We start from the raw sequence: 13680 nt of genomic DNA, 5'->3' as shown, positions 1-13680 counted from the left end.
GTCTGGGCAGGGTTGCTCAGGGTCACGGTGTAGGTGATCACGCCGCCTTCGGTGACCGACGGGCTCGCCGTCAGGGTTGCAGTGGTGGTGTCGATTGTATCGGTCACTTGGGTGACCGCTGGCGTTTGCGGCAATGTCACCGTCAGCCCGCCACCCCCGGAACTGCCGGTCACGGTCGCCGAAATCTGGCCCCCGTCGATGTAGGGCGTGTCGTTTGTCGGAACTACGACGTTGACACTACCACTGGTCTGCCCAGCCGGAATAACGATCACGGCACCGTTGGACAGCGTAATTACCAGGTTGGTGGTCGGCGCCTGACCAACGGTGGCGGTATAAACGATTACGCCACCCGCTTCACTGATAGAAGGGGTTGCGCCAAGCGTCAGCTCAGTAGCAACGTTGGTATCCGTCGGTGTGGTCACCAGGTTGTTGCCGTTAGTGTCCAGCAGGCCCACTTCTTCGTTATCGAGTACGCCCGCAAAGCCCAGCCCGTCAGTCGGGAAACCAACCGTCGGGTCAACACGGCCAGCCGTTTCTTCGAGCATCACGAAGCTGTGGCCACCGCCCAGCGCACCACCACCCGCTGATGACGGGCCAGCGGCGGTAGCTTCAAGCTCAGTAGTCGGGTCAACACCAGCAGCAATAGCCTGCTGCAGCTCTTCCACCGAAGGCGCGGCCTGGGCTGCCGCCTGGCTCAGGTCGGTGCTGCTGTCAGGCGCATCGGCGCTCCATTGGCTGTCACGGCCCAGATCGAGCGTACGGCCATCAGCCAGCTCCAGAGTAACTGCGCCACCAGGACCGGTGAGCACTTCCTCACCGGTCAACAGGCGGTCACCTTCGATAAGTACACGCCGGATGCCCTCTGGGGATACCGCAATAACCTGGCCGACAATGCTTTTGACGATGGCTACAACGCTGCTCATTGGACTCTCCGTGTGACCCGATGGGTACTTCCCTGCCAGAGCGGCGCTTGCTAGCCACTTCAGGCGGAACTATGTCGATGATCTCTTGACGATTTTTGACGTCAATATTCCGTCTATAACTTTTTGGAATTGCCTAACTGCCAAACTATTGACCTTATACATGCCATCCTAAACAATCGGCAATGTAATGTCACATTGATATTTGTACCTTAGCCAAGCGTTTCCTTAGGACAAATGTCTTACATCATCTAAAGGGTGTTAAGCCGTCAGCTCCAGCACTTTTTCATACACCTCAACACCCGTAAATCATGCGGCGAGACTGTCCTCCTTCGGCAATGTCAGCATTACTGGCGTCAATATCCAGATCACTGTCAAATGCCCGGTCACTGATTGCCGAATAAGCACAAACCTTGCCGGAATGCGGCCAGGCAGAGGTCGATAACCAGCCTGACCCGGGAGCGCTTGCTCGCTCGAGGCACACCAGGCTTTCAACGCTGCGCAAGCCACAAGCAGCGATTTGTCGCAAATCAAAGACATGGCGTACGAGTGCGCAAATACTGGCCTCCCTATCATGGGAAATCGCTTGCGAATATTGAATGCAAGAAAGCAAAGGATCTGCTTTCTATAGATGAATTTTGACTAACAAGCCACGGATATGCGCCAACAAACCAGCGCCTGTTTACTGACAATGACTAAGCTGGAACCCACAGCCCTTGCTTCCCTTGGCTGAGTGGCAGGCTATGCTGCAACAAGCCGGATGATGGCTGGATCAAAAATGAAACAATCATTGCCCCGCCAAGTCTGGTGAAAATGAAGCACGTAGAATTGTTTACTCAACACCGATTCAAGGCGAACATTGGCCGGCTGCTCAAGCACCGGGGCGTGATAACCCTTATCAGCACAGCTTCGCCGTACCATATAGAGAGCCAGGGTGAGCCGACCCGACCTTAACGACGGCACACCCACCCCACCCACCACAAGGATGAAGAGAGCGCCGCGTGGAATCCGAAGTCAGTCGAGTCCAACTCAGCCACGATCCACGCAGTCAGCATGACGATCCCCTGCTGGATAGTCTGCTGAGCCTGTGTGTCCTGCACCAGAAGCCCGCCAGCCGGGTCATGCTGACAACAGGCCTACCGCTACCCGCCCAGCGCCTGAGCCCTGAACTGCTGCCCCGCGCTGCAGCCCGGGCAGGCCTGCAGGGGCGCCTGCTTCAGCGAAAGCTGGAGCAGATCCCAAGTATCGCCATGCCGGCCATGCTGCTGCTCAAGGAGGGCCGCAGCGCCGTCCTGCTCGGCTGGGAGAACGATGACACCGCGCGCCTGCTACTCAGCGAGAGCGACGGTGGCGAGGTGCACGTCAGCCGCGAAGCACTGCTAAGCGACTACAGCGGCCGCGTGTTCTTCGCGCAGCCGCAGCACAAGTTCGATGTCAACCACGGCAACCTCATCCCCCGCGCGAAGTCGTGGTTCCGCGACACCCTGCTGCGCAGCAAGTGGTTGTATATCGACGCTATCGCCGCCAGCCTGGTGATCAACCTGATCGCCTTGGCCGCGCCGCTGTTCGTGATGAACGTGTATGACCGGGTGGTGCCAAACCAGGCCACCTCGACGCTCTGGGTACTGGCCATCGGTATCGCCGGCGCGTACATCTTCGACCTGATCCTCAAAGGCCTTCGCGGCCTGTGCCTGGACCTGGCAGGCAAGAAGACCGACCTGATCATCTCGGCAACGCTGTTTGAACGTATCGTCGGCATGTCGATGAAGTACCGGCCGGCGCGGGTCGGCAGCTTTGCCCAGAACATTCACGAGTTCCAAGGCCTGCGCGACTTCCTCGCCTCGCTGACCCTGACCAGCCTGATCGACCTGCCCTTTACCATCCTGATTTTGATCGTCATCGCCATCATTGGCGGGCACCTGGTGTGGATACCGATCATCGCTTTCCCGCTGGCTCTGGGCATCGGCTACGCCCTGCAGCGGCCACTGATGGCGACCATGGAGCGGACCATGGCTTTGGCATCAGAGCGCCAGTCCAGCCTGATCGAAACCCTGGCGGGTCTGGATGCGGTAAAGGTCAACAACGCCGAAAGCGAACGCCAGTATATGTGGGAGCAAACCCTCGGCACCCTGAGCCGGCTGGAACTGCGCGTGAAAGTGCTGTCGAGCCTGGCGATGAACATCACCCTGCTGATCCAGCAACTGGCAGGCGTGGCAATGATCTGCGTCGGCGTGTACCTGATCATCGACGGCAACCTGAGCATGGGCGGCCTGGTGGCTTGCTACATGCTCAGCGGCCGCGCCCTCGGCCCGTTGGGCCAACTCAACGGCCTGCTCGCCCGCTACCAGCAAGCCAAGGTGACCATGGTCTCCACCGACCACATGATGGATCTACCCCAAGAGCGCAACTTCGAAGAGCGCCCGCTGAGCCGCAAGGTGCTGCAGGGCAGCGTCGAGTTCCGCGGTGTCGACTTCACTTATCCGAACCAGCAGAACCTGGCCCTGAAGAATATCAACCTGACCATCCGCCCTGGCGAGAAGGTCGGCATCATCGGTCGCAGCGGCTCGGGCAAGAGCTCGCTAGCCAAGCTCATTGTCGGCCTGTACGAGGCCGATGGTGGCTCGCTGCTGGTCGATGGCGTCGACATTCGCCAGATCGATGTCAGCGAACTGCGCCACAACATCGGCTACGTCCCACAGGACATCCAGCTGCTGGCCGGTACCTTGCGTGACAACCTGGTCAGCGGCGCCCGCTACATCGAGGACGAATTGATCCTGCAGGCCGCTGAACTGGCGGGCGTACATGAATTCGCCCGGCTGCACCCCGACGGCTACGAGCTGCAAGTGGGTGAACGCGGGCAGAACCTGTCCGGCGGCCAGCGGCAGAACGTCGCCTTGGGCCGTGCGCTGCTTCTCAACCCGCAGATCCTGCTGCTGGACGAGCCGACCAGCGCCATGGACAACACCGGTGAAGAACGCCTCAAGCAGCGCCTGCAGGCGGTGGTGGAGGGCAAGACGGTACTGCTGGTCACGCACCGTGCCTCGTTGCTGTCACTGGTAGACCGGCTGATCGTGATCGATCGCGGGCAGATTGTCGCCGACGGCCCGAAAGCCGCGGTCATGGATGCACTGAAGAAGGGGCAGATCAGTGTTGCATAAGCTGGATATGGGGCAGTTCAAGGACGGCCTGCGGCGCTATTTCAAAGGCAGCGACTCGCTTGGCGGCCAGCCGCTGCCCGAGGTAAACAAAGCCCTGATCGAAGATGCACCGCGGGTGGTGCGGCTGACCATCTGGGGCGTGATCCTGTTCTTCGTGTTCTTGATTGTATGGGCCAGCGTTGCGCCCATCGACGAAGTTACGCGGGGTGAAGGCAAGGCCATTCCCTCTTCCAAGGTACAGAAGATCCAGAACCTGGAGGGCGGCATCGTCGCCGAAATCTTCGCCAAGGAGGGGCAGATCGTCGAAGTGGGCCAGCCATTGCTGCGCCTGGATGAAACCCGCTTCGCCTCCAACGTTGGTGAAACCGAGGCTGACCGCCTGGCCATGGCCCTGCGGGTCGAACGTTTGAGTGCCGAGGTACAGGACAGCCCGCTGATAATCGACGAAAAGCTGCGTAAAGCCGCGCCAAACCAGGCGGCCAGTGAGGAGTCGCTGTACCAGAGCCGGCGCCAGCAACTGCAGGACGAAATTGGCGGCCTGCAACAGCAGTTGGTCCAACGCCAGCAGGAACTGCGCGAATACAGCTCCAAGCGCACCCAGTACGCCAACAGCCTTGAGCTGCTGCGCAAGGAAATCAGTATGTCCGAACCGCTGGTGGCAACCGGCGCGATTTCCCAGGTTGAAGTGCTGCGCCTGCGCCGTGCTGAAGTGGAAAACCGCGGTCAGCTGGACTCCACTGCGCTTGCGATCCCGCGCGCAGAGGCGGCCATCCGCGAGGTGCAAAGCAAGATCGAAGAGACGCGTGGCAAGTTCCGAAGTGAAGCGCTGACCCAGCTGAACGAGGCACGCACCGAACTGAACAAGGCTACCGCCACCAGCAAGGCGCTGGACGACCGGGTGCACCGCACACTTGTCACTTCGCCAGTACGCGGTATCGTCAAGCAACTGCTGGTGAACACCATTGGCGGGGTAATCCAGCCAGGCAGCGATATCATCGAAGTCGTGCCACTGGACGACACGCTGGTCATCGAGGCAAAGATCCTGCCCAAAGACATCGCCTTCCTGCACCCTGGCCAGGAAGCGACGGTCAAGTTCACCGCGTATGACTACACCATCTACGGTGGGCTCAAGGCCAAGCTGGAGCAGATTGGCGCCGACACCATTACCGATGAAGACAAGAAGACTACGTATTACCTGATCAAGCTGCGCACCGATCGCAGTCACCTAGGGACCGACGAGAAGCCACTGCTGATCATTCCGGGGATGGTGGCGACGGTGGATATCATGACAGGCAAGAAAACCATCATGAGCTACCTGCTCAAGCCGATCATGAAGGCGCGCTCGGAAGCGCTGCGCGAGCGGTGATAGCCGACCTGCTGGTTTCGCCATTGCTGTAGGAGCGGCCTCGTGTCGCGACAGGGCTGTACAAGCAGCCCTGCACATCGCTACGTGAACCTGGGGCCGCTATGCGGCCCTTTTGCGGCTCTAGGCTGTTCCTACAGCGGCGCGAGAGAGGCCATTCAGCGCCAAGGCGCAGGCTCACCCACCAGTTGCCCCTGAATCCCGCCTACTCCCATCTCCAGCAACACCAACCGCTCCCCTTCCGTCTCGACTCGCTCAGCAATCAGCGGCAGGTCGATGCTATGCGCCGCACGCTGGATCGCTTCGATGAACAGCCGCTTGTGCTGCTCATGATCGATGTTGCGGATGTAACTGCCGTCAATCTTCAGGTACGCCAGGCCCAAGTGCGCCAGGTTGCCAATCATGCTGAAGCGCCCACCGAAGCGTTGCAAAGCCAACCCGAAACCTAGCCCATGCAGGCGCCGGGTGAGTTGCTCCAATGCTGCCTGCTCAGGCAACTGCTCCTCGCCAATTTCAAAAACCAGCCGCGGGCCGAGCGCCGCATTCTGGCCCAGCAGCTCGAAAATGCGTTGAAGGGCCTTGGGGTCGGCCAGGGTGGCGGCGGACAGGTTCAACGCCAGCACCTGGTCATGCCCTCGCAGGTGCGCCAACACTTTCTCCAGCACCAGCACATCCAGCCGCGGCATCCAGCCGAAGCGCTCCAGCCAAGGCAGGAAGCGGCCCGCCGGCAAGGCCTCGCCCTGGCCATCGCGCAAACGCGAAATAACTTTGTGGTGCAGTACCCGTTGCGAGGAAGCGCACTCCATCACTGGCTGGAAGAACAACTCGAAATGCCCATTGATAAACGCCTGGTCGAGCCGTTCGTGCCAGGCATGCTGGCTATCTGCGGCAACCGCAGCAACACCTTGCTCAAGGCATACCCAGCCCGGCGTTGGCTGGTTCTCAGCGCGGGCCAGAGCCTCGTCGGCGAGCTTCAGCAATGCCTGTGGTGAATCACCAGGGCTGAATGGTGCCAGGCCTATACAAGCCACCGGGTCTATATCACTGGCCCCCGTTTCGTGCAGGCTCTGCAACGTTGCCTCCAGGGCCTGGGCAAGGTGTACGGCCTCCTCATGCACCATGCCCGGTGCCAGCACTGCAAATTCACCGCCGCGGCTGCGGGAAATGAGGTCGTTGGTTTCCGGGTAGCTGGCACAAGTACGACGCAGCTGTTCACCTACCGCTTGCAGCAACTGGTCGGTACGCTGGCCGCCAAGGCGGGCGTTCAGGCCAGCCAGGCCCTGAACCCGCAGCAACAGCAGGTAGCCGGCGCGCGCGTCTTCCAGGTTGCTTACCCGATTGTTCAGCTGCATTTCAAAATAGCGGCGGTTCGACAGCCCGGTCAGGCTGTCCTGGTAGGACTCCGCACGCAGCCGCTCACTGCGCTCGGCCTGCTCGGTGAACAGGGCTTTGAGTTTCTCGACCATCTGGTTCATCGCTTGCACTACGCGGCGTAGCTCCGGCGTGCGTGGCAACTCTGGCAGGCTGAGAAATTCGCGGCGAGCAATAGCGTGGGATTGCTCGACCATGTAGTCCAGCGGCCTCAACTGGCGACGCAACAGCAAAGCACCGAGCACGGCACTGGCCGCACCGCACAACAGCAACCAACCCAGGCTGCCCAAGGCACTTTGCCAAAGCTTGGCAATGGCGAACATCGGGTGGCTGATCACTTCAACGCGCGCGGCCTGCTGCCAGCCACGACTGACGATTGCATCGCCGCCGGCGGCCTCAAGGCCGATCAGGCGCACGAACCAAAGCGGCACACCGCCAGGGTCTGGCTCGGCATGACGCTCCACCAGCACGGCATTGGAACCCAGGTCGACGACCTTGATGCTTGCATAGTAACCACTGTCGAAAATCGAGCTGACCATCAGCTCGACCATCGCTGGGTCGTCGATATTCGGCGTCAGCGAAAGCGCCAGCGCGGTGGCCGCATCCTGGGCGTGCGAGCGCAGCTGGTTGACGTATTGGCTGCGCGAGCTTTCCAGGCTGACCATGAAACTGCCACTGAAGGCGACCACCAGGAACAGGCAAATGGCCAACAGCAATTGTTTGAACAGTGACATCTGTGCTCCTTCAGTAAACCGGCTCGGCCGGGAACCCTTCGGCCTGCATTTTCTTCAACAAATCCTGCCAGCGTGACAGCCGCTTGGTATCACCAACCTTCTTGTTCCCTGCGGCGCCCGTCAGCCACAACCCCTCGCCATTGAAGGCGTACACCGGCAGCAGGTCGGTACGCTGGCTTGCCGGCTTGATGGCATCCATCAGACTGTCCAGCACCAAAGGCTGGGCCTGTGGGCTTGAATAATAGGTCAGGACCATGTGTGCCCGGTTCTGCCGCAGCGCCTTGACGTAGGTGATGCGCAGTTTTTCGCTGGGGATTCCCATGCGCCGTAGACTGAAATATTTGGCGATGGCGTAATCCTCGCAGTCCCCTGCACCTTTGATCAGTGCCTGCACAGGTGTGGCCCAGTAGTCGACCTCATGCCACAGATCGATATCCTCGACATAACGCAATTGCTGGTTGAAGAAGCGGTTGACCACTTGCAACCGTTCAAGCTCGGTACCCTGCTTCTGCGTGGCCATCAGGCTCTGCCAGGCATCGATGCGCCCCTGCCCGGCACCTAGTGGGCCGTACAGAGCCTGCGACTTGCGGCTGATCTGGGAGAAATCCCAATCCGCGTGCAAGCCGCCCAGCAGAAGACTGCCCAGCAGCGCGGCAAAGCCGACATATCGCACTACGGTTTTGAGCAACCAGGATATCGCCACTGCGAAGCCCTGTTCAGACCAGTCGAAAGCAGCGATGGTGGGGCTTGCCACCGCAAAAGACAATGGCACCCTGCAATCACGCACCCGGCTGTCAGCCCGCCTATACTTTCTGCTTACATCTTTCTATAGGCAGCTTCCTTTGACGTGCGACTTCCTCCACCATAGCCGCGCTTTTGGGGCGCCCGTACCAGTGTGGGTGCAGGTTTGACACCCTCACAAGCCGTTACTAGTGTCATTGGATCCAATATAGTCATCGTTGAGGCAGGCGTCGCGTGGCCAAGAAAATCAAATTGAGCAATGTGCTGGCCAGCGAGCAGTTGTTGCCGCATCAGGCCCGTGCCGTGATCGAAGAACGCCTGCGCAGCGCCATTCTCGATGGGCGCTTGCCCCCTGGTACTGCGGTTCGCCAACAAGAGCTCGCCACCTTGTACGGCGTTAGCCGCATGCCCGTGCGCGAAGCCCTGCGCCAGCTCGAAGCGCAGTCCCTGCTGAAGGTGGAGATGCATAAGGGCGCCGTCGTTGCACCGCTGATCGGCGAGGATGCAGTGGACACCTATGCCCTTCGCGTATTGCTCGAGAGCGAGGCGCTGCGCCAGTCTATCCCGCTGCTTGATGCCAGCGACATCGCCAGCGCCCGCGGGTATATCCAGCAACTGGAGAACGAGACCAGCCACACCGAAATTGGCCGCCTCAACCGCCTGCTCCACATGGCGCTGTACAGCAAGGCGCCGAACAAGAAACTACTGCGCCTTATCGAGAACGAACTGAACGAGGAAGAACGCTTCCTGCGTTTCCATCTTTCGTCCATGGGCCTGGGCAAGCTCACTCAGGACGATCACAACGCACTGGTAGATGCAGCCAGCGACAAGCTGGTGGACGAAGCGGTAGCGGTGCTGGAACGGCACCTCAATGGCGGGGCGCGGGTGATCCGCAATTACCTGGATACGCAATTGGGGCGTTAGCCCATTACCGGCTTTACGCGGTAATTGATGGGTTGCAAATTAATCTTGCTCCGCCAACAATGAGACTAATTATCATTAACGTCCATTGATGCCGGCGCCCTCCTCCATGCCCAGCAACGATTCCGTGCAAACGCTCTACAGTGACCACCACGGCTGGTTGCATACCTGGCTGCGTAGCAAGCTCGGCAACGCAGCCGATGCGGCTGACCTCGCCCAAGATACCTTCGTCCGCTTGCTACAGCGTCGTGAACAATTGCAGCTGAATGCTCCCAGGGCCTTCCTGCGCACGGTAGCGCGTGGGTTGGTGATCGATCATTGGCGCCGCGAGGAACTGCACAGGGCCTACCTGGAGGCTTTGGCCCATGTGCCGGAAGCACTGGCCCCCTCAGTCGAGACCCGCGAGCTGCTGCTGGAATTGCTTGAGCGTATTGCACGCATGCTCGACGGCCTCAAACCCAAGGTCCGTCGCGCATTCCTGCTGGCTCAATGCGAGGGGCTGAAGCATCAGGCCATCGCCGAACAGATGGGGATCTCCGTGCGCACCGTTGAGCGCTATATCGCCGATGCGCTCTATCACTGCTACGTGCTGCGCTATGAAGACGACTGCTGAATCCATGACCGTCGCACGCCCTGATACAAAAACGGTCAGGCAGGCCATTCAGTGGATGCTGCGGCTGCGTGAAAGCGGGCACGATCCAGCTCTGCAACAACAGTGCGCGCATTGGCGCAGCAGCCACCACGAAAACGAACAGGCCTGGCAGCGTGTGGTTCACCTTCATCAGGACCTTGACCTGCGCGCTATTCCCGGTGCCGGGCTGGCATTGCAGACACTGGAAACCAGCCAGCAGCGCCTGCGCCGCCGACAGGCGCTGAAGCTGCTTGGCGGCGTTGTCATGGCAGGATCTGCGAGCTGGCTGGCCAAAGACCTCGATACTGTGAGTGCCTGGACGTCAGACTATGCCACCGGCACGGGCGAGCGACGCGTCTTCACCCTGCCCGATGGCTCGCTGATGCAACTCAATACCTGCAGTGCCGTGGACCTGGCCTTCCATGATCAACAGCGTCTGGTCCGCCTGAAGCTTGGGGAATTGATGATCAACTGCAACCCCCGGCATCCCCTGCTGGTACAAACCCGCGACGCGCTGCTGGAAGGCTTCGAAGGACGCTTTGTGGCCTATCAGGATAGCGACTGCACACGTGTCAGCGTCAGCCACGGCAAAGTGGCGATACACCGGCCTGGTACTGGCCAACTTCAGTGGATCGAAGGTGGCCAGAACTGGCGCCTGGATGCTCAAGGTGCGCACCGGCTCGCGCACATGGAGATGGATGCGATGGCCTGGACTGAAGGGTTGATCGTCACTCAGGACATGCGCCTCTCCAACTTCCTCGCGCAGGTCAGCCGCTATCGCCATGGTTACCTGGGCTGCAGCAATGAGATTGCCGACCTGCGCCTGTCGGGGGTGTTCCGCCTCGAAGACCCGGAACAACTGCTTCGGCTGCTACCGCAGACGTTGCCCGTACGACTTCGTCGACGTACACGCTGGTGGGTGCATGTAGAGAGCATGACCTGATAAGGCGTTATCGATTTCTGGCGGGTTTTGAATCCAGGTCCGGCTAGGACAGTAAGCAACACTTTCTGCCCTCGACACTTTAACGGACCCTTCATGCCTACCAACCCGGTGTTAACCCACACTTTCATCCCGAATGATATTCGTCCAGTCCTGCAATCAGCTCACTTGCGCCACGCCATCCGGGCTGTTCTGTTTGGTACCGCCCTGGGCCTGGCAACTGCTCCGCAACTTTCCGTAGCGGCCGACACAGCCGAAGTGAGCCATGACTATGCAATACCGGCTGGCCAACTGACCGATGTGCTCAACAAGATCGCTCGTCAGGCCGGCATCACCCTATCGAGCACGCCTCAGCTGACCGATGGCCTGCATTCCAACGGACTGCAGGGGAAGTTCACTACCGATCAAGCGCTGCGCCAGTTGCTAAATGGCAGCGGACTGGAAGCCGTCAGCCAGGGGGGACGTAACTATGTGCTGCAGGCACAGCGTCAGAGCGCCGCCCTGGCATTGCCAGACACCGACATCCGTAGTTTCTCCCTCGGCAACGCACTGGGCAGCATGGAGGGTTACAACGCCACGCACAGCCAGGTGGCGACCAAGACCAGCATGCCCTTGGTGGAGACATCCCAATCGGTCTCGGTAGTCACTCGCCAACAAATGGACGATCAGGGCTCTCAGACCGTTGCCCAGGCCATGCGCTACACGCCTGGAGTACTGACCAACCCGTACGGTGCCACTCATCGCTATGACTATGTAGCCATGCGCGGCTTCAACGACGGTTCGGTGGACAACATCTACGTCGATGGGCTCAAGTCAATGGGCGACAACGGCACCTACAGCACGATGCAGGTAGACCCATACTTTCTTGAGCGCATCGACATTCTCAAGGGACCGTCTTCGGTACTGTACGGGCGAAGCTCGCCGGGTGGCCTGGTAGCCCTGACCACCAAGAAGCCACTCTTTGCCCCTTACCATCAGGTTCAGGCCACGGTAGGTACTCAGGGCCAGCGTGGCGTGGGCTTCGACTTCAGTGGTCCTGTGGATGACGACAAACGCATTGCGTATCGCCTGACGGGTTTGGCGGATGCTTCCGACACTCAGTTCGACCACAACAAGGAAGAACGTTACGCCATCGCCCCCGCTATCAGTGTCGACTTCACCGAAGACACCTCACTCACGCTGCAGGCCTATTTGCAGCACGACCCTGACGGTGGGTACCACGGCGGTAACCCTGCTGATGGCATGCTGCACAAGCGCAACGGTTTGCGCCTGTCAGACCATTTCTTCGAAGGCGAGCCGAGCATCGACAACTACGAGCGCACGCAGCAATCCTTCAGCTACCAGTTTGAGCATCGCTTCAATGATGTGTTCACAGCGCGGCAGAACTTCCGTTATCAGGATTCCGACGTGTCGATGGACCAGGTGTACTCCGCCGGCTGGGCAGATGTTGACAGCAACATGTTAAATCGCGCCTATACCGGCGGCGACGAGCGTCTGCATTCGTACATCATTGATAACATGCTGCAGGCAGAATTCTTTACCGGGGCGGCCAAACACACCTTGCTACTGGGGGCTGACTACCAGCGGCGCAAAGCCGACGTGGCATGGCGTTATGGCACCGTCGGCCCACTGGATGCCGGCAATCCACAGTACGGCAATGGCAATCTTCAGGTACTGGGCGAGAACCGCTACCAGCGACGCTTGCAACAAACGGGTGTGTACCTGCAGGATCTGGTGGAGCTGGACCAGTGGCGCTTTTCCTTGGGACTGCGCCAGGACTGGGTGAAGGTGTCCGAAGAGAACCGTGACAGCGACAGCAAGGTCAGTGATCAACGCTCCAGGTTCACCTCCCGGGCAGGGGTGCTCTACCTTTTCGAGAACGGCATTGCGCCCTACATCAGCTACTCGGAGTCGTTCAACCCGAACACCGTGTCCGACCAGCAGGGCCGGCCGCTGGCACCTACGGAGGGCACTCAGTGGGAAGCCGGCATCAAATATCAGCCACCAGGGAGCGACAACCTGTTCACCGCATCGGTGTTCCGCATCGAGCAGGAGAATTTGGCGTCTAAACAGCCTGACGAAGACTTCTATCGCCCTGTCGGTGAAGTCCGCTCGCAAGGGCTAGAGCTTGAGGCCCATGTACAGCTGACCGATAGCCTCAAACTGCTGAGTGGCTATACCTTCACCGATATCGAGTATTCGAAGTCAATGCCGAGCCTTGTCTCGGGCAACTTGGACAACAAGGGTAATTCGCCGACTCAGGCGCCGAAACAGATGCTTTCGCTGTGGGCCGACTATAACTTCCGCCAGGGGGCACTGGATGGCCTGCGGCTGGGCGGTGGGGTGCGATATGTGGGGTACAGCTGGGTGGATGCGGAAAACAGCATGACAGTGCCTTCCTACACCCTGTTCGACGCCTCTATCGGCTATGACTTGGGCAAGGTCGGCCTGGCGGGTGTGGATGTTCGCTTGAACGCCAACAACCTTACCAATGAAAACTACATCACCTCATGTGCCAGCCTGAACTACTGCTACATGGGTGAAGAGCGCAATGTGAGCGCCACAGTCAGCTATCAGTTCTAACCGATATTGAAACCCGAAAAAGACAAAGCCCCTGTCTGCATCGCAGACAGGGGCTTTGAGTTTGAATCTTGACGATGACCTACTCTCACATGGGGAAACCCCACACTACCATCGGCGATGCATCGTTTCACTGCTGAGTTCGGGATGGGATCAGGTGGTTCCAATGCTCTATGGTCGTCAAGAAATTCTGTGTGCTGGCCCGTCAGTAGGACGTGCCTGCGAATCTCTATAGTTCCTACTTAAAGACAAAACCCCTACCTGCATGCGCAGATAGGGGTTTTGCGAAATGAATCTTGACGATGACCTACTCTCACATGG

At 59.5% G+C, this 13680-nt stretch carries 9 protein-coding genes and 1 rRNA gene; 6 read left to right on the top strand and 4 right to left on the bottom strand.

What is annotated here, in order from left to right; all coding sequences use genetic code 11:
* Positions 1–923, bottom strand: a 923-nt coding sequence (locus tag AC3WLP_RS27245; RefSeq protein WP_492576385.1) for a retention module-containing protein, incomplete at its 3' end; no start/stop codon positions are given.
* 998 nt (positions 924–1921) lie between these two features.
* On the opposite strand from AC3WLP_RS27245, the gene AC3WLP_RS27240 reads away from it, so the two are divergent.
* A complete protein-coding gene (locus AC3WLP_RS27240; RefSeq protein ID WP_003256004.1) occupies positions 1922–4078 on the top strand; it encodes a type I secretion system permease/ATPase in 2157 nt (718 codons plus the stop codon).
* Positions 4079–4085: 7 nt separating this feature from the next.
* Positions 4086–5444: an HlyD family type I secretion periplasmic adaptor subunit gene (locus tag AC3WLP_RS27235; protein ID WP_014859068.1), complete on the top strand. Its 1359-nt coding sequence runs from the start codon at positions 4086–4088 to the stop codon at positions 5442–5444.
* A gap of 155 nt (positions 5445–5599) precedes the next feature.
* On the opposite strand, the gene lapD is transcribed toward AC3WLP_RS27235, so the two are convergent.
* Together lapD and lapG are read right to left on the bottom strand one after the other, a co-directional pair.
* Positions 5600–7546, bottom strand: a complete 1947-nt coding sequence (gene lapD / locus AC3WLP_RS27230; RefSeq protein ID WP_003256007.1) for a cyclic di-GMP receptor LapD — start codon at positions 7544–7546, stop codon at positions 5600–5602.
* A gap of 10 nt (positions 7547–7556) precedes the next feature.
* Complete coding sequence (gene lapG / locus AC3WLP_RS27225) at positions 7557–8318, bottom strand: cysteine protease LapG (RefSeq protein WP_011953175.1); 762 nt, start codon at positions 8316–8318, stop codon at positions 7557–7559.
* A gap of 203 nt (positions 8319–8521) precedes the next feature.
* Here lapG and AC3WLP_RS27220 point away from each other — a divergent pair, with 203 nt between their 5' ends.
* The 4 genes from AC3WLP_RS27220 to AC3WLP_RS27205 all read left to right on the top strand — a co-directional run bounded on the left by AC3WLP_RS27220 (position 8522) and on the right by AC3WLP_RS27205 (position 13362).
* Positions 8522–9211 (top strand): GntR family transcriptional regulator, encoded by a 690-nt coding sequence (locus tag AC3WLP_RS27220; protein WP_003256010.1) that lies wholly within the window; start codon positions 8522–8524, stop codon positions 9209–9211.
* A gap of 106 nt (positions 9212–9317) precedes the next feature.
* Complete coding sequence (locus AC3WLP_RS27215; RefSeq protein WP_003256011.1) at positions 9318–9821, top strand: sigma-70 family RNA polymerase sigma factor; 504 nt, start codon at positions 9318–9320, stop codon at positions 9819–9821.
* A 4-nt stretch (positions 9822–9825) separates the two neighbouring features.
* Entirely contained in the window at positions 9826–10782 is a 957-nt protein-coding gene (locus AC3WLP_RS27210; protein ID WP_011953173.1) for a FecR family protein, read from the top strand.
* A 165-nt stretch (positions 10783–10947) separates the two neighbouring features.
* Positions 10948–13362 (top strand): TonB-dependent siderophore receptor, encoded by a 2415-nt coding sequence (locus tag AC3WLP_RS27205; RefSeq protein ID WP_088513795.1) that lies wholly within the window; start codon positions 10948–10950, stop codon positions 13360–13362.
* A gap of 66 nt (positions 13363–13428) precedes the next feature.
* Here the strand turns inward: AC3WLP_RS27205 and rrf are convergent.
* Positions 13429–13544: ribosomal RNA gene (gene rrf, locus AC3WLP_RS27200) — 5S ribosomal RNA — on the bottom strand.
* Positions 13545–13680: the final 136 nt, after the last annotated feature.

This window comes from Pseudomonas sp. FW305-E2, from assembly GCF_058782925.1.
This window is presented reverse-complemented; position numbering and strand designations above follow the sequence as displayed.